Raw genomic sequence first — 18,275 nt, forward strand, 5'->3', positions numbered from 1 at the left:
GTTCGGCAACCCAGAGTACTGTCTTGATTTCTAGTCGGCAGCCATTCCTTGTGCTTCCGGCTCCAGTGGCTGGCGGATCTCAGAAGGAACGATTTCAATCCGCGTATTCTCGCCACGCAGCTGCATTTCGAGCGATGCGAGTTGCTTCTCGATCTCCTGCTCGGCGTTGCGCTTGCGAATAACCTCCTCGCGATAGCGGCGCAGAAAATAGTCGATGGTTTCCACGCGAATTCTGATCGAGCCGGTCGGCTTGTTCTCGTCCAGATCCTTGAAGCAGAAATAAGGCGTCCCCGATTGCTCGATAATGCCTTCGATCACGCCGTAGATGGGTGCATCGTGACCGCACTTGAAGCTCGATATTTCCAACGCCACCAGGTTCGGATGCCGCGCCGTGAATTTGGCCGCCCACACTTTATGGTTCGTGCTGCAAGAGTATGAATTCTTCCAGGCGTCGGTAATATCGAGCGGACTGCTGACGATGCCTGCCCGAACTTCCTCGCCGAAGAGCCGCTCCAATAGATCCTCATCGAGTGGAAGTGTATTCTGCGAAAAGATTGGGTAACCGAGCTTCTGAAACTCGTCCAGAATTTCATGATTCAACCCGGGATCGTGATGATAGGGGCGCCCCAGCATGACGATGCCGATGCGGTCTTCCCGCTCCAACTGGTCAAGCACCTGCCGCGCACGACGTCGGATGCCGTCCTCATAATCTTTCAATGCCTCGAATCCGGACTCGACCGCACGATCATTTTCTTCCTGGGAGAGGCCAAGCAAAGGCTGCAAGGCTTGCAGCATCTGATGGGCAAAAAGCTTCCGGTCGGCGAAATTGAGCACCGGATCGATGTATTTGACATTGTGCTCGGCGAAAACGTCGTTCTCCTTCGTGAACGCCGCTTTCACCGTTTCCGGAGTCGCCGTCACCGTAGGACAGGCATTTGCTCCGACGATTTTCACCAGCGGCGAATGCAGCACGTCATACATCGGAAAGAAAATCGCGTTTAGCGGCTTCTTGCGGTGCTTCTCCTGTATCAGGTTGTAGACGTGCGAGATTCCGATCTTCGCCGGGAAACATGGGTCGATGGCGCCGCGGCTGGCTCCCGCGCGATAAAGCTCCGAACTGGTGTAATCGGAATAAACAATGTTTTCCGGCTGCACGCCCAAGCTCTCGAAATATGCGTTGAATAGCGGAGCGTAGGTATAAATGTTCAATACGCGCGGAATGCCGATGCGAATCTTCGGGCGGTTTTCCATTAAGGCGCGGCGCTCTTTGTCGCCCTTTCGCCACCCGGCCCAACCTTTCGTAGGAAGGGGATCAGCGACGCTCTTGGCATTCGTGGGACGGAAGACCTCTTTCGACGCGTAGTCCACAAAATTCGGATGCTGCGCCCGGATCGAATCTAGTCCGGCCTTGATCTCCTTCATGTCATTCACATCTTCCACCGTGCCCTTCTCGCAGGTGGCCATGATCAGGCGCTGCTCCCCGTGCATCAGCGGAACCTTGGTGACCTTCTGGATGGGCACGAAGCTGAGATCGTTCTTGGCTTGGGTGCGGATGTCAATGAACGTGCGCAGGCAATCGTTCTTGCAGAAGTGGCAACGCGTATCCTCGTTGCGCGTGCTGCGATATTCAATCTTTCGCACAGCCTCGAGGCCGATGAATGTGGTGGTTTGGCCGTTCCGCCATAAACGCAACGCCTCCTGCGCTGCGCCGATCGCGCCGGATTCACCGCAGTGCTGGTGCACGATGATTTCAGGCTGCTTGCCGGTCGCGCGGAAACTGTTGCGGATAAAGTCCACCTCGGCCTTGACCACCGCCAGATTGTTCTGCGTTCCGCCTTGCAGTACAAAGCGCGAGCCCAACGCCGCAAGGTTTGGGATGCTGGCAACATAAAGGAAAACATTTTTCGGCAGCACGGCCGCGAGACCGGCGAGAATCTCTTCAGCCCGCCAACCCTGGCGCTGGAAATTTACAATGTCGGACTGCATGAAAACAGCACAACCATAACCGAAAACCGGCATGGCCTGCGCGGAGAACGCGAGGTCCGCATATTGATTCACGCTGAGCCCAAACCCTTCCGCCGTAGATTGCAAAAAATATCCGTTGCCTGCCGAGCATTGAGTGTTCAGCTTGAAGTCTTTCACGCGGCCGTTGTGCAGGATGATGATCTTGATATCCTGGCCGCCGACATCCACAATCACGTGCGGGTCCTCGTAAAACTTCAACGCCGACTCGGTGTGCGCGACGGTTTCCACCAGCCCCACGTCGGCCTTCAGCACGTCTTTCAGAATGTCCTTCGCGTAGCCCGTCGTTGCCACACCCAGCACTTCCAGCTTGGCGTTTTGAGCCTCCACCTGAGTGCGCAGGTTCTCAAACATTTCAATTGTGTCTTGAATCGGGTTTCCATTTGAGAGCTGATACGACTTGCACAAGATGTCGCCGTTTTCACTCAGCAGCACGGCCTTGGTGGAGGTCGAGCCGCCGTCAATGCCGATAAATCCGCCCACGGTGCTATTTTTCGCAAACACCGCTGGCGTGAATTTCTTCGGGCGGTAGGCTTCCTTGAAAACGTCGAGTTCGCCGGGCTTTTCAACCAATCCCCTGCCGCCCGATTTGGCCTTTTCTTCCTGGCGACCGAACTCGATGTAATGAACGAGCTTTTCGTAGCCGCAATAACAACCCACGGAGTCATCTTCACTGCGGCCAAACTCAACCGCACCCAGCGCCGCGAAGTACTGCGCGTTCTGAGGAACCTTGATCAGATCTTCGGGCTTGGCGCCCTGCGGAATTTGAACTTTGCGCTCTTGCCACATGCGTGGAATGTTCGCCTGCCATGCCTCACGCATTCCGCGGATGAAACTATTTGGACCGCCGAGCAGCAGGACATGCGGGCGCAGTGTGTTACCCCGCGTTAGAACACTCAGATTTTGCAGCACGATAGCTTCAAACAGCGATGCCATCAACTCGTCAGGAGGAGTGCCAACCTTCTGCAATCCATTGATATCGGTTTCGGCGAAAACCCCGCACTTGCCGGCGACTTTGTGCAGCTTGATCCCGTGATATTTCTGCCTGGCGAGCTCTTCGGTAGGAATCTTCAGCTTGGCGTTGATCTTGTCGATGACTGCGCCGGTTCCGCCCGCGCACTTGTCGTTCATGGAAGGAATTTTCTTCTTTCGCCCAGTCTCCTCGTCATCTTTGAAAACGATGATCTTCGCGTCCTGCCCCCCGAGTTCAATGACTGAATACACCTCAGGATGCAACTTCTCGACGGCTAGCGAAACGGCCGTGACTTCTTGAACGAACTTCGCGTCGATCTGGTCCGCGATCCCCGTGCCGCCGGAGCCCGTAAGAAATATGCGCGTGTTGTGCCGAGTGACGCCAACCTCCGTCTCGATCCGCTTCAAGAACTCCAGCGTCTTTTCCGGTTGCTTGGTTTCGTGACGCTGATAGTCCTGCCACAACACCTTGTCGGTGGCAGCATCGACGACCACCGCTTTGACCGTGGTAGAACCCACGTCGAGCCCAACCAGAAATTGGGTGCTGTGATCATCCGGCTTGCGGGCATGTTTGTTCTGCTGAATTGAAACGGCGGGTTCCAGCGGAGCGATCTGGATAAGGGCAAGACCTTTGTGATCGTGCATGAATTCCTCTCTCTAAACGTGAGACGGCACGTGTCAAAGTCGTGCCATTTAGGGGTTGCGGAGAGCGCAGCGAAACGGCTGCGCCCTTGCAAATCAGTCGCCGGAAGTCGCCGGAACTGCCTGGACACGCATGCGCGAGCGTTTCCACAATCGCGTATCCCGATCGATCCGGTTTCCAACGTGCAGGATAAATTGCGCCGCAGTGCCGGCCACTCCGTCTTTATGCGGAACGTGATAGAACGGCCGCTTGAGTTCGGGATGTTCGTCGATGTATTCGCGGATTTCCTCCATGCTCTTGCCGGTGGACTTCAGGCATTCCTCAAACTCAGCTTTGGCCTTCACTTTGGCCTCGCCCAGCGCCATCTGCACACGGCTGTGGGCATTGACTTCGCCTTCGCCCGAAGTTTCGATGGGTAAAAAGATCATGTCCTTGAATTTGTTGATGACGGCCGACTGCACGCCATCGGATTGCGACGACGGCATGCATCCGAACGGCTTCAGCGCCAGAACCATGTGGCACAGCCTGTGTACCGTGTAGTACACGTTCTTCCCGACTTCCAGGTGTCCTTCTCCGCCCCGGGCAAACTGGTTGTAGAAAGGGTTGGCCAGCTCCGCCAGTTCCGTCTGCGGCACCAAGTGGTGAGTGATTCCTCCCATATGCTTTGCCGTGCGGTGGTAGAAAAAGTTCCACACGCGCTGCCCGGCTCCGATTCCCCACAGTTTCTTGCGCAGGCCAATGTAGTTCGCAAACTGCTTATTCATTTCGTACCATTCAGGATTGCGGTGCGGACGATTTACAGGCCACTTCGCCTTCGCGTGCGCCTTGGCCTGATACATCAGATAGGCGACCCATGTGGCAATCGGCTCAACCAGCACCTGCGCGCCTTCGCGCTCCAGGAACTCGAACATGTGGAAGTTGCCGTCGCCTTCGGTGAGTTGCGCCCAGAATTCGCCCGTAATTTTCACCAGCGGTTTCACGCGCGTGCGATCGACCTTGATCGAGTCCATGGTTTCCCGCGCCTCGCGCAGCGCATGCAGGTAATCCTTGCCCCACATGTGCTCGTGCCATTTGCCGAAAACATTGAACGTATTTCGCAGGATCTTGTTGCTCTCGAACTTGGGTTTGGCCCATTCGGGCGCAACCTTTTCGATCTCGAACGACTTCCGGTTCCGCAGATCCTCGCAAAGGTCGCCTACCATCTCACGGAAGACATGGTCGGTTTCGCCTTTCTTCACTTCGTACGGACGAATTTGATAGATGAGGTCGTTGATCACATCGCCCAGATGCATGGCGTTCAGCATGCCGAAACCGAAGTCGATCGTGAACTTCAGTCCAGGCTCACCCGATGCCGCCTTAATGCCGTCGCTGTCTTTGAACAAGAGGACCCGAAATCCGTCGAAGCCCGCGTTCTTAAGGGCAAAGCGATACTCGGCCTCGTACATGCCAAAGCGGCAGGGGCCGCAAGAACCGGCGGTGAAGAAAACGTAATTGTCGAGAATCTGTTGCCGCGTCAGGCCTTCTTTTTCGAGGAACTGGAGATACTGCACCAGATTCCCAACCGTAAAGTAAGTCGGATTGCACTGGCCGTTGTTTCCAAATTCCTTTCCCGTCTGAAAAGCAGGCACATCGGGCACAGGTAGCTTCTCGCAACGATAGCCGCAGCCCTGAAACACTGCGCGAATCAAATCTTCATGTTTCCAGGTGAACCCACCGAACAGAATTGTCGTACGGGGCCGCTGTTCGGCGGTAAACGCGCGCTCTACGGGACGATGGAAATGAGTGGGCTTGTCGAGTCCGGCAATTTTGCGCAGGCGCGTGCGCTCAGCTTCCAGGCGCTGTTTGATTTCCGAGTCATTCTCAATCTGGACGAAATTCGTCGCCATATCTCCCTCCGGCGGTAGACGTTAATATGCATTCAAGTGTGGACAGGACTGGTTGAGGACGGTTTTGCAACTGTACGGATGGAAACTGAGGCAGGATGGCGATGTGCTGTGACAAGCAGTTCTCCCGCTTAATTCAGATCTGCTTCTGAACCGCATTTCCACTCCACTTCGGGCCCCGCGTCCGGCGCTAACTTGGGCCCGTATCTACCAGACATTCGCGCCGGGTTAAATATCCATCCATCAGAGACGGATGTTTTACACAGGTTTTTAGCTCTTCAAGCGGAGACGGCCAACGAGGAAGCGTTTACATGATTTTTCACCGCGAATATTCGCTTCTCCACATTTGTTCAATCTTCGAAACTCCTGACGTCGCCACCTTTCATCCGGTTCTTTACGAGATTGGTCCAAACAAACTTGATCACTCGCGCATCGTTATAGCAGTAAGCAAGATTGTGGTTGAGGGTTGAGAAGCAATGCTGCTGGCAGGTTTTCTTCATGCCGGCCAGTTGATCGGAATCGAATTTGTGCTCGTCGATGTTTCCCCAGTCATAGCTGGCTGCGTACATCGGAAAACAAGGCGCGACACTGCCATCGGTCCGAATGATGACGTTATTCTGGCCGGCGCGGCAGTTCCATTGGGCAAAGTGCAGTTCGCCGTTGGCGTCCTCCACAATGCCAGGAGTTCCGACAAGTTGCTTGCGGACATTGCCATTCGTTCCAGTCCCGTCGCCGTTCCAGCCGAGGCGCTTCAGATCAGCGCCGCTGGCCATACGGATAAAAGCCTTAATCTCCTGAAGGCGCTGCACCGAATTCACCATCTGATAACCGGCCTTGTTTTTCTCGATCAGCCAATCGATGAGGGAATCGATCTCCGGCCAATCTTCAGGACGAATGTACGTCGGATTATCGCTGAGATGCCTGAAATGCTCGTCCTGCTCCAGCATGGGAGTTTCGTTGATGTGATAGTCGGTCGCGATCCGGTGCTCCCGCGCATATTCGGTAAGCTGCCGAATGTCATGCGTATTGTTCCGGCAGATATTCATATTGAAGAACACCATGTAGCCGTACACATGCTGCTTCTTCAAAAGATGCTCCAGATACTTGCGAACCGGAACAACCGCTTTCGGCAAGCTCGGCTTCTCGTCCCAGGCATCAACGGCAAAGTTGAAGATGGCAGCGCCGGCGTCCCCCAGGCGATCGGCGACGTCGGGGCGCAGGAGCCGTGCGTTGGTTCCAATGTAAATCCAGAAACCCTTCTTGGCCGCGTAGTACACGACTTTATGCGCGAACTGAGGACGAAGCAGCGGCTCGCCGCCCATCAGCGCCAGCACCCGGCAGCCGTGATCGTAGAGCCAGTCAATCGAGCGCCGCGCCACGTCCTCCGTCATGCCTTTGACTTGGTTGTTGAATGCCCAGCAATACCAGCAGTCGAGATTGCATTTGTACTCGACGAACAAGTAGGCCGTGATTGGATGAAAATCTCCTGGCAGCACGCGAGACCGGATGTAGGGAAAGAGCCATCCCCGCATGGCGCGGTACACAAGCGGTAGCGACCAGTCGCGTTTTTCAGGAGGCGTTTCGGGTCCGGGGTCGTTCAACTTTTCCGGATATTGCGGAAAAATCGGATCCGGTAGAGTCAGCCCTTTGACTAACGCAGACTTGGGCTGCTCACTGGCAGGATGCGTGAGCAGGTTGTGGATATCGACATCGATACGAAATTTCGGCGCGGTTGCCATCACGAACACTCCACCGCGGACTTTATTGGTTACTCGATGAACGGATAGATAACGGGCCAGCCCGGAAGGTTGCAAAAAAGATTGCATGGTTTCGCTTAATTTTGGAGAGCTTCAATTCCAGGGTTGATCCGAAGGCGAGCTTTACCTCATGGATTACAAGAAGAAAAGAAAGCGACACGATTGTTCCCTCGGCAATTAGCAGATGAAGTACGAATTAGCAGGCAATTCGTGGAAGCTGCACGACTGCGCCTCAGACCCACTCGGTACACAAAAGATTCGGAAGTCCGACCAACACCGTTTTGCACGTGTAAACCCTTCGCGCTTAACGCATAGGTTCATCGCGTAAAAAACCGTTCTTCAAAATGGTTTACCGATCGTGCTTCGAGCTGGGCTCAACGCTGCCTCGGTTGCGCGGCGGAATAACTCCGGCGAGATCATTTTGCGGGTGTATTCCGCAAAGGTCGGACTCGGCCCCTTCCAGCGAAGGTCGTCGACCGTATCAAAAACTGGCACGTCGGTTCGCAGGGTCGCTAGTGTGCGAAACAGCAGCGCGTCAGTCCAGGCGCCGAACAGCGATTCGGATAAAGCGCGCGCCCGGCCGATAGAGAGATGCCATTTCCGCCAATCCTTTGGGATGTTCTCCAGATGGAGATACTGCGACAAAGCGAGCGCCGCAGCCTTCGGGCCCCATCCCGCCACGCCGGGAAATCCGTCGGCACTGTCGCCGACCACAGCGAGATAATCCGGAATCGACCGTGGGCTGACGCCAAACTTCGCCACCACTCCCGCCTCGTCCCGCACCAGGTCGCGTCTGCGGTCCAGTTGAACCACGCGAGTGCCCACAACACATTGACCCAGATCTTTGTCCGGCGTACAAATGACAACTTGCTTTACGCCAGCATCCATAGCGGATTTCGCGGCGGCGGACGCAAGCGCATCGTCAGCCTCGAACTCAACCATCGGCCACACCACCACTCCCATGGCTGCGAGCGCTTCCTCGAGAATGGGAAACTGCGAAAGCAGCTCCGGAGGAACGCCTTCGCTGGTCTTATAGCCGGCATAGAGGTCGTTGCGAAACGACTCCACCACATGGTCGGTTGCAACTCCTACATGAGTCGCTCCCCGTTCAATCATCGATAAAACCGAGCCCAGAACGCCGCGCACGGCTCCGATTTCCTGGCCGTTGATGTCTTGCGCGCCGGGCACAGCGAAAAAATACCGGAACAATTCGTAGGTTCCGTCGATCAAGTGGACATCCATAGGGCGCGTCTCACTCGTCCTAGCCTGAAGATTCCGCCAGCGGCAGCCACACCTGAAAACGCGTATTGCCAGGTTCCGAGATCACCTGAATACTGCCACGATGTTTCTTAACGATGCGCTGTACCGTATCCAGGCCCAGGCCAGTTCCCTCCCCCACGCCCTTGGTGGTGAAGAATGGTTCAAAAATGTGGGGCTCAACTTCCGGTGAAATCCCGGGGCCGTTGTCGCGGATCTCCACTACCACGCAATCATCCTCGCGATAGGTCCGCACTCGCAGCTCTCCTTGCCCACCCATGGCGTCAATCGCATTGTCGATCAGGTTGGTCCAGACCTGGTTCAGCTCGCTGCCGAACGAGTTCACCAGCAGCGGAATCTTCTGGTAATCCCGCAGCACCGTAACTCCCCGTTTCAGCTTGTGGTTCAGGATCGTAAGCGTCGTCTCCAGCGTCTTCACAATATCGACGTTCTGCACCGGCGACTGATCCATGAAGGTGTATTCCTTGATCGCGCCCACCAGTTCGGAAATCCTCGACGTGCTGCTCTCGATCTGGTTCAGGAGGTCGGCGATCTCGACCGACGCCGAAATTCTCAGCAATGCTGCCCTCGCGCTATCGGGATCCAGCGTGGCAAACACATGCTCCAGCGCCTCCGGCTTAAAATTCCTGCGCGCCAGGTCGGCGGCGAGCTGCCACAGATCGTTCTGCCCATGACTGCGCAACAATGAGTCAAGCTGATCTTCGAGGGCGCTAGCCGTCAGCGCGTCCGGCGGCGGTCCATCGACCTTGGTGAGCGACGCTTCCAACTTTTCTATCTCCGATTTTTGCGAAGGACTCAAGTCGCGCCGTCCCAGCTCGTGACTGGCATCACGCACGCGCTTCAGAATATCGCGCAGTTGGCTGGTGGCGCGCTTCGCCGCCGACGCCGGATTATTCAGCTCATGCGCCAGCCCCGCTGAAAGTTTGCCCAAAGCAGCGAGCCGGTCCCGTTGTTGTTCCATCCGGGTCACTTCGCGGATCCTGTCCGACATCAAGCCCACCAAACGCGAGACTAGCTCTGGCATTTTCTGCAAGAGCGACGGAAACTGGGTGGCAGGAAATCGCAAGACGCGCCCATCCGTTATCGCTCGGCCGCTCAGCCCGAAGGTTTTCATTCTGGAAAACGGCAGGAGTCCTGTGACTTCGCCCCCCTTGCCGTTTAGCACAATGCTTTCCCCCGAAATTTCGCCGCGCCACTGAAACTCCCCCTCGAGCAGCACATACATGGCATCGGCAGGCGCGCCCTGGCGCGAATACACATCTCCGGCTTTGACCTGCAACTCTTGCGATTGGCTGAGGAACCATTCGATCTGGTCGCTGGGTACGTCCGCGAATTGCGGGACACGTCGTAGAAGTTCCGCTGCTTCGGCCATTTATACCTTGCTCAAATATTGATGGATGAACTGCACCGCAACTGAACCTTCGCCCACTCCGGAAGCGACGCGTTTAACCGACCCGTGCCGGACGTCGCCGACGGCGAACACTCCGGGCACGTTCGTTTCCAGAAGAAAAGGATCGCGATCGAGTCCCCAGCCCTTAGGACGCTGACCGCTCTGCATCAGATCGGCGCCGGTCAGGAGGAATCCGCGTTCATCGCGATCAACCGTTCCCGCCAGCCAATCCGTGCGCGGCAGCGCTCCTATAAAAATGAACATCGAGGTGGCCGGCACACGCTCCACTTTGTCGGTGTCGGTGCATAGAACCGAGATCTCTTCCAGATGCGTGTCGCCGTGTACCTCGGCGACGCTGGCATGCGTCCACAACTGAATGTTCGGAGTCGCCTTGATCTGGTCAATCAGATATTGCGACATGGTGCTGGAGAGCGAGTCGCCGCGCACCAGAATGACGACGCGCTCGGCGTACTTGGCAAAATTCATTGCAGCCTGGCCGGCAGAATTCGCTCCGCCAACAACATAGACCATTTCACCCCGGCATGACACAGCTTCCGTCGCGCCCCCGCCATAGTACACGCCTGCACCTTGCAACCGGTCAACTCCGGGAACATCCAGCCGCCTCCACTGCACTCCGCTCGCGATCATCAACGCCTGACAGGAGATCTCGTTCCCGTCGGCCAGCTTGACGATGCGATAAGAGCCTTCAATGCGCACTCCGACCGCTTCCAGCGGCGCCAGAATTTCGACTCCGAATCGTTTCGCCTGCACGACGGCGCGACGCGCCAGATCGCCGCCGCTGAGCCCGCTGGGAAATCCGAGATAATTCTCGATCCGCGAACTCATGCCCGCCTGCCCGCCCGGCGTTTCCCGTTCCACCATGACCGTGTGCAAGCCTTCAGAAGCGCCGTAGACTGCGGCGGCCAGGCCAGCCGGTCCTCCACCCACGATTGCCAACTCGTAGAAGGTGGTTTCGGCGCGGGTGTGCCAACCCACCTTCTGCGCCACCTGCGCGGGAGCGACCTTCAGCAACTTCGTCCCGTCCGCAAATAGAACGACGGGAAGATCGTTCGCGTCGGGCCCGAGCGCTTCGAGTAAACGCTTGGTCTCCGGATCGTTCACCGAGAGTTCAACATCAATCCACTGATAAGGCACGTGGCTGCGCCCTAGAAAATCCCGCAGCTCATAGGATCGCGGCGACCAGCGCGTCCCCAGCACGCGGATTCCCTGAAATGTGGGGCGATACGACGCTTGCCAGTCATCCAGCAGGTCGTCGATTTGAGGGTACAAATTCTCGCTAGGAGGGTCCCACGGCTTCATGAAAAAGTATTCGAGGTTGGCCTGGTTGATTGCGCTGATCGCGGCATTGGTGTCGGCGTAGGCCGTGAGCAGCGTGCGCTTGGCGTCGGGAAAGATCTGGCGCGCCTTCTGCAGGAATTCCACGCCATCCATGCGGGGCATGCGCTGATCGACCAGAAGCAGGGCCACGGCATCGTTGCGAACCTTCAGCGCGTTCAGCAGGTCGAGCGCCGCTTCCGGTGAGTCGCTGCTCACGACGCGATAACCGGCTCCGTACTGCGATCGCAAATCGCGCTCGATCGCCCGCAACACATCGGGATCGTCGTCGACGGTCAGCAAGATCGGCTTCGGCATGATCGCTCTCAGACTCAGAGATGAAGCTTGGTCGTTCCACGGACTCGCGGGTTGGAACAACTGTTAGATACAGTAAATCACGATTCGGTCGCGTGATTTGTTGCTTCGCGCTACGGGCACGCTTTCATAACACTTTTGATAAGAGCGCTAAAGCTATGCCGCTTCCATTTCGTCCACATAACACCAGACCCACGATTCTCCCGGCTCGTTCGAGCGGATGAGCGGGTGCTGCGTCTTGTGGAAATGTTTGGTGGCATGCTTGTTCTTTGACGAATCGCAGCAGCCCACATGTCCACAGCTAAGACACAGGCGCAGATGCACCCAGGAATCGCCAATCTTGATGCAGTCTTCGCACACATGCACGTCTGTCTTTCCGATTTTGATTTGATTCAGGTGAGTACATTTGTTCGGCATGGCAATCTCCCGGCGAGAAATTCTTAATCTTGAGGATCAAGTGACCTTCGTCATGTAACGAAAGGCCACCATCACTGTCAAGAGCCGCGCCTTTCGCGCACAATTGGTTTGGAGGTTTCATCTGTGTTGCGGCTCGATTATTTATCTTGTGTCTTAACCGTCGCGTCCACAATTCTGGTAGGGCGGCGGTGCTGGGAAGGCTGGGCATTGGCTGGCGTGAATAGCATTCTGATATGCATTATCGGCCTCAGAACCGAACAACTGGGCTTCATTCCCGCCAACGTATTCTGCATGGTCATGAGTGCCATCAATCTGCACGCTTGGCGCAAGCCCGGAGCGTCTTGAGATCTCGCCTTCGAAGTCCCGCTCACTCCGGCGGCTCACTCCGCGATGAGCAGGTTTTCGGCAAACGGCCACTGTTCATCGATCCACTGCGTCTCGCAACGGAAACCGGCCGCGCGCGCAGTTTCGAAAACTTCGCCCGCCGAGTACTTGTGACTGCTTTCCGTCCAAATAGTTTCTCCTTCGAGGAACTCGACTACCACTTCCGCCGCCGGGATGCTCACAATCTGCCGCCGCGTCGACATTAAATGCATCTCCACGCTGCGCGTCTGGTAATTAATCTTCGCCACGTGGACGAAATATTTCAAATCAAAGTCCGCGCCGAGCTCTCGATTGGTACGGGCGAGCAGGTTCAAATTAAAAGCCGCGGTCACGCCGAGTTCGTCATCGTATGCCGCGATCAGTTGCGCACTGGGCTTTTCCAAATCTGTTCCCAGCAGGAGCGAGTCACCGGGCTGCAAAATGCCGCGCACCTCGGTCAGAAACTTCACCCCTGCCGGACGGTCGAAGTTCCCAATCGTGCTGCCGAGGAACAGCACGAATAATCGTTGGCCGCTCTTTCGGTAGGCAGCGACTTCCAATAACCCTTCCAGATATTCGCGCTCAAAGCCAACGATGCTGATGCGGTCGATATCGCTCAACTCCCGCTCGCACATAACCAGCGCCGAGCGCGATATTTCCACCGGATAATAGGAGGTGCGCTGCCGCCGGCAGAACGCCTCCAGCAGCCAGCGGGTCTTGCGGCCACTGCCGCTGCCAAGCTCCGCAACGGCCACAGGGCCGGCTAGTCGGTCGACGATCTCATCGGCATGACGCCGCAGCAATCGTTCGTCGGCCCGCGTGAGTCCGTACTCGGGCAGGTGGCTGATCACTTCAAACAAGGCGGACCCGACATTGTCATAGAGGTACTTGGAGGGAAGTTCTTTCTGTCCTGCGCGGGTCAGCCCAGCTCTCACGTCGGCCGCGAACTCATAAGTCGCGTTGCTGGGAATCGCATGTACGAGCATTAACGAACTCCTTCGATCAGAAATTCTTCGTGCTTGAATTCTCTGCAGTCTGGTTCACACAGCGGAATCCCCCATAGACGTACTGGTAATGCGCCTGAAACCAGTTACGAAATGTGGGCCGAAGCATGCACGCAGCGGTCCGCGGCGATCCGCCCTTCATGACAAAATGCTTGCCATCAAAAAAATCGGCGGAGTAGCCACGGTAAAACGGAAAGGGTTCGAATCCGGTGAAGGGCGCGAAAACCGTAGAAGTCCACTCCCATCCATTGCCCAACATATCCTCGACCCCGAAAGCGCTGCGTCCTGCCGGAAAAGCATTCACGGGAGTTGGATTCCAACGACTGAAATCAAAGTTGCCGAGATTCGTATCGGGATCTTCGCTTCCCCACGGATATCGCCTTTCACTTCCATCCCGCGTGCCATAGGCCGCACGATGCCACTGCTCTTCCGAGGGCAGGGACTTCCCGGCCCAGCGCGCGTAAGCCTGGGCCTCGGCACGGCTCACATAAGCCGGCCAATCCGGATGCAGTGGAACGTCAGCGAACATCGTGCGGTAGCGCCAACCGTCCGGCGCTTTCGTCCAGAACACAGGATGCGAGATCGCATGGGCGACCTTCCAATTCCAGTCTTCCTCGTTCCAGAGTGCCCGCATCTCATAGCCACCGTCGGCCATAAATTCGAGATATTGCCGGTTGGTCACCGGGTATCGGTCAATCTGAAACGCCGGCACCTCCGCACTGTGAGCCTCGAATTCGTTGTCCCAGCCGAAGCGGTCGCCTCCGCGTTGAAGCCCTAAAGTAGCGATACCAGAGGGAATCTCGATCATTTGATGGGTCACAGGAGCGGCGTTGAGAAGGGGATCTTCTTGAGCAGTCTTTCGCTCGAAGGGCAGTTGATGCAGCATGTAGGCTAGCGTCTCCACATGCATCAGGCGATGCTCAATCGCGACATTGAGTAGCGTGTCGAGCGAAAACCCGCCGTGGGTTTCTTGAAATTCCATTCGACCATCCGCCAATTTTTCGTCGAGCGCGCTGCGAATCGTGCTCACGTACTCGCGGACTGCTTGCACCGAAGGCCAGTCCGAAGGCTGGTCTGACGGCAACCCGCCCCCAACCGGGTCGATGCCGAAAGCAAACAGTCGATCGAATTCGCGATGGAAACTCTCTAATCCCAGGACATTCTCGTGCAACAGATTCCAGTCAAACGCCTCCAGATGACCCACATAAAAAATAATCCGGTGGCGCTCCGGTATCGGCCGCTCGTACATCGAGTCGGGCCGCACGATACTGAAGAGTGCGTCACTTCGCCGCCGAGCGTCCGCAATCCGCGCCAGTAACTGCTGCCGGGTTACGAGATCTGCTGGAGCAACAGCCATGCGCCCTCCTGGTACAAATAGATGCTCAACCGGTTCGACAACGTTGCAGACGTCATCTCAGCTTGCGACTTCAACGACGCAACACAAACCAGAAACCACCCCGAATGCCTTGCTGGACGCGCCATTCGCCATCCGACACTCGGCGACTTGAGAGCGTATCATCCCACCCATGGGCTGGCAACTTCTCCCTCCGGGCAACAACGAGTCGCCATTGCAAGTACAATCGCGTCATTACAATCGGTGCCCACCTAACCACCATGCGCATTCCGGTTTTTCATGTCGACGCCTTCACCAAACATCCGTTCCGGGGCAATCCCGCCGCAGTCTGTCTCCTTAACGCGTGGTTAGATGACGAGATGTTGCGGAAGGTCGCGGCCGAAAACAATCTTTCTGAAACTGCGTTTCTCGTGCCCATCCGCAATCTTCCTACACACGATCTTCCCGGGAGCAGGGCCGCAATCTCCCACTATGATCTGCGCTGGTTTTCGCCCCGAAAGGAAGTAAAGCTGTGCGGCCATGCCACTCTCGCGTCAGCCTATGTGGTGTGCGATCTGTGGACACCCGGCATCGAAGCGATCCGTTTTGAAACACGCTGGAGCGGAACTCTGACCGTTCGCAAAGACGGCAATTTGTTCTCCATGGATTTTCCCGCGCTATTCCCGAAATCCCTTGCGCATCGGCCCAATTCACACCTGTCTGCTCTCGGACCCGACCGGCAGCTATCCGATGTCCTGGAAGTAAATGAAACCTATATCGTCGTGTACGAAAAGGAAGATGCAATTCAACACATGCGCCCCGACTTCGCCGGCCTGGAACAACTTCACCCTTTCGTCGTAGCGGTCACCGCCCCTGGAGACAACGTGGATTTCGTCTCGCGCTATTTCAAGCCCAGCTATGGCCTGGCTGAAGATCCCGTGACCGGCTCGGTGCATTGCGCGCTAACTCCATATTGGTCGGAGCGCCTGGGCAAATCGCGGCTGCACGCACGGCAATTGTCGGAACGCGGTGGTGAACTCTGGTGCGAAACAGGGCCAGAGAAGGATCGAGTCATCCTTCAGGGCGACGCCGTGCTGACCATGGAGGGCTCGCTCATCATCTAAATCTAATTTCGCATAACTTCGCAGGTAGTTTCGCATAACTTCGCAGGCTGAATCCGAGCCGCTCGCTTTCATTTCGCTTCACTGCACGATTCCCTTACTCCTGAGAAACTCATGTACTACTTCCCCTGCATCGCGATGCTGGCCATCGACCGCGTAATTCATGCGCTGCATCTCTTCATCCGAAATCTTCCCCGCCAAAGCGGCAACAGATTGCGCCACCTCTGGATGCTGCTCGAGCGTTTGTTCGCGTATCACGGGTACCGCCTCATAGGGAGGAAAGTAATGGCGGTCGTCCTGGAGAACAAAAAAATCCATGGCCGGAATCAGCCCGTCAGTAGCGTTGCCGGCAGCGAAATCGATCTGATGATCTTTCAGTGCCCGCGCCAGCAATCCCAAATCCATGATCCGCGGCGCCTCCGCGAAATGCAGGCCATAGGCTGCCGCCAAACCCCGATACCCATCCGGTCGTTCCATAAACTCGTAACCGAATCCCGCGCGCCATTGCGGCGCGAACCGGGCCGCCTGCGAAAGTGTCGTGATTTTCAGCCGCCGCGCATCTTCGCCACGAATCTCCATGGCAAAAGTGTCGTTAAATCCGAATGCCGGACCTAATGTCAGTCCAAAGCGACGTTCGTATTCACTCTTCACGCGGCGATAAACATCATCCTTAGCGCCATTCGCTGGTTGTTTGAGAATCGCGGTGAGCGCAGTGCCCGTGTATTCCGGATACATATCGATTCGGCCGGCCAGCATCGCCTGCTGGCAGATGTAAGTTCCGGCGAGATAGAAACGCCGCTCCACGCGAAGATGAGTGTGAGCCTCAATCTGCTGCGCCAGAATCTCGCCCAGCAAGAGCGATTCCGTAAAATTCTTGGAACCAACCACGATACGGTCGGCGTGCGACGGCTCGCAACCGGGCAGAAGCAACGCACCCACGGCGACAACTATCGCGGCAAAACTCAATCGCCAAAACTTCATCGCGGCTGCAAGCGCCTTTCCAGCCATCCCACGCCGAAATCGGCCGTCAGCGCAAGAATCGCGGCAGGAATTGCCCCGGCAAGAATGACTCGGTCGTCGACCATGGCCAGACCCCGAAAAATAAATTCACCCAGCCCTCCCGCGCCAATTGCCGCCGCAATCGTCGCCAACCCAACAGAAATCACAATCGCCACTCGAACTCCCGAGAGGATCACACTCACAGCCAGCGGCAGCTCTACCTGGAATAAAAGCTGAGACTCGGTCAGCCCCATGCCGCGTCCCGCTTCCACCACCGCCGGATCGACGCCGCGAATTCCCGTGTAGGTGTTGCGGATGATCGGCAGCAGCGCATACAGCGTGAGCGCGAGAATCGCCAGCCGGTCGGCGCGTGCCCCCAGCCACGGCACGGGCAACAGAAACCCGAACAGTGCAAGGCTTGGAATCGTCTGAATAATATTCGCGGCGCCTAACACCGGCTTGTTCCATCGCGGCCAATGGGCGATTACGATCCCCAGCGGAATCCCCGCCACCATCGCAAACAACGTGGAGAACCCAACCAGCCGCAAATGCTCGAGCGTGAGTTCCAGAACCTGAGTGTGATTCTCCAGGATGAATCGAAATACCTTCATGACCTGCCTCGATATGCCCCTCGATCTTCGGCTCGATCCGCCGCCGATTCCAATCCCTCGCCGAAAGCCCTGACGTACGCCGACGCCAAGGGATCATCGGACTGCAAGAACGCCTGCGGCGCAAGCACCGTGACCAGCCGTCCCGCGTCCATCAAGGCGATCCGCGATCCCAGCCGCAACGCCTCGCGCAGATCGTGCGTCACGAACAATACGGTCTTGTGAAGCCGCTGCTGGAGCAACAGAAATTCACGCTGCAACTCGTCTCGTGTGAGCGGATCCAATGCTCCGAAAGGCTCATCCATAAGAAGTATTTCCGGATCTGCCGCCAATCCCCGCGCCACTCCTACGCGTTGCCGCTGCCCGCCCGATAGTTGATGTGGATAGCGGGAAGCTATATCGGCAGTCAGCCCGACCTTCTGGAGCAACTCCTGCACCCGCGCCTGAATCCGCTCTTCGGGCCAACCTTCAATCTTCGGAACCAAGCCGATGTTTCGCTCCACGGTGAAATGAGGAAACAATCCCACATCCTGAATCACGTAACCAATGCTGCGCCGCAGGCGAATCACATCGCCCTGCTCGTTGGGCATGCCTTTCACGAATATCTTTCCAGAAGTAGGGGACAGCAGACGATTGACCAGCTTGAGCGATGTCGTCTTACCCGAGCCGCTCCGTCCCAGCAAGACCAGCGTCTCGCCGCTCTCTACGCGCAGATTAAATCCGGAAAGGACCGGCGTCTCCCCCGCGCGATAGGAGACATCGTGAAATTCGATCGCGGGAGTAGCGGCCGCGGCTGTTTCGGAGGCCATGTCCGCCAAGCATACCGAACTCTGAC

13 protein-coding genes are annotated in these 18,275 nt (G+C 56.7%); 1 reads left to right on the forward strand and 12 read right to left on the reverse strand.

Annotated elements, in window-relative coordinates; genetic code table 11:
- Nucleotides 1–30: 30 nt before the first annotated feature.
- The 9 genes from VGM18_12750 to VGM18_12790 form a co-directional block, all read right to left on the reverse strand.
- A complete protein-coding gene (locus VGM18_12750; protein ID HEY3973866.1) occupies nt 31–3,639 on the reverse strand; it encodes a BadF/BadG/BcrA/BcrD ATPase family protein in 3,609 nt (1,202 codons plus the stop codon).
- A 93-nt stretch (nt 3,640–3,732) separates the two neighbouring features.
- The gene (locus VGM18_12755; GenBank protein HEY3973867.1) at nt 3,733–5,523 is read right to left on the reverse strand and encodes a hypothetical protein; all 1,791 of its coding nucleotides are present in this window, start codon (nt 5,521–5,523) and stop codon (nt 3,733–3,735) included.
- A 347-nt stretch (nt 5,524–5,870) separates the two neighbouring features.
- On the reverse strand, nt 5,871–7,346 hold the full coding sequence (locus tag VGM18_12760) for a radical SAM protein (GenBank protein HEY3973868.1): 1,476 nt from the start codon (nt 7,344–7,346) through the stop codon (nt 5,871–5,873).
- 270 nt (nt 7,347–7,616) lie between these two features.
- Nucleotides 7,617–8,519 carry a 5'-3' exonuclease H3TH domain-containing protein gene (locus tag VGM18_12765; GenBank protein HEY3973869.1) on the reverse strand — a complete coding sequence of 301 codons (903 nt, stop codon included), beginning with the start codon at nt 8,517–8,519 and terminating at the stop codon, nt 7,617–7,619.
- Nucleotides 8,520–8,538: 19 nt separating this feature from the next.
- A complete protein-coding gene (locus tag VGM18_12770; GenBank protein ID HEY3973870.1) occupies nt 8,539–9,927 on the reverse strand; it encodes an ATP-binding protein in 1,389 nt (462 codons plus the stop codon).
- Complete coding sequence (locus VGM18_12775; protein ID HEY3973871.1) at nt 9,928–11,598, reverse strand: FAD-dependent oxidoreductase; 1,671 nt, start codon at nt 11,596–11,598, stop codon at nt 9,928–9,930. It lies immediately after the preceding gene.
- Between the two features lie 153 nt (nt 11,599–11,751).
- Nucleotides 11,752–12,012 carry a UBP-type zinc finger domain-containing protein gene (locus VGM18_12780; protein HEY3973872.1) on the reverse strand — a complete coding sequence of 87 codons (261 nt, stop codon included), beginning with the start codon at nt 12,010–12,012 and terminating at the stop codon, nt 11,752–11,754.
- 380 nt (nt 12,013–12,392) lie between these two features.
- Nucleotides 12,393–13,361 (reverse strand): L-histidine N(alpha)-methyltransferase, encoded by a 969-nt coding sequence (locus VGM18_12785; GenBank protein ID HEY3973873.1) that lies wholly within the window; start codon nt 13,359–13,361, stop codon nt 12,393–12,395.
- A gap of 16 nt (nt 13,362–13,377) precedes the next feature.
- Nucleotides 13,378–14,736, reverse strand: coding sequence for an SUMF1/EgtB/PvdO family nonheme iron enzyme (locus VGM18_12790; protein ID HEY3973874.1), 1,359 nt, complete (start codon nt 14,734–14,736; stop codon nt 13,378–13,380).
- Between the two features lie 257 nt (nt 14,737–14,993).
- Between VGM18_12790 and VGM18_12795 the strand changes: the two genes are divergently transcribed.
- Entirely contained in the window at nt 14,994–15,836 is an 843-nt protein-coding gene (locus VGM18_12795) for a PhzF family phenazine biosynthesis protein (GenBank protein ID HEY3973875.1), read from the forward strand.
- 78 nt (nt 15,837–15,914) lie between these two features.
- On the opposite strand, the gene VGM18_12800 is transcribed toward VGM18_12795, so the two are convergent.
- From VGM18_12800 to VGM18_12810, 3 genes are read right to left on the reverse strand one after another with little or no spacing between them, the layout of a single operon-like run.
- Complete coding sequence (locus tag VGM18_12800; protein ID HEY3973876.1) at nt 15,915–16,814, reverse strand: glycine betaine ABC transporter substrate-binding protein; 900 nt, start codon at nt 16,812–16,814, stop codon at nt 15,915–15,917.
- Nucleotides 16,811–17,443 (reverse strand): ABC transporter permease, encoded by a 633-nt coding sequence (locus tag VGM18_12805; protein ID HEY3973877.1) that lies wholly within the window; start codon nt 17,441–17,443, stop codon nt 16,811–16,813. The genes VGM18_12800 and VGM18_12805 overlap by 4 nt, the downstream gene beginning before the upstream one ends.
- A complete protein-coding gene (locus VGM18_12810; protein ID HEY3973878.1) occupies nt 17,440–18,249 on the reverse strand; it encodes an ATP-binding cassette domain-containing protein in 810 nt (269 codons plus the stop codon). The genes VGM18_12805 and VGM18_12810 overlap by 4 nt, the downstream gene beginning before the upstream one ends.
- Nucleotides 18,250–18,275 lie beyond the last annotated feature (26 nt).

This window comes from Candidatus Sulfotelmatobacter sp. (assembly GCA_036500765.1).
Lineage (GTDB): Bacteria > Acidobacteriota > Terriglobia > Terriglobales > Acidobacteriaceae > Sulfotelmatobacter.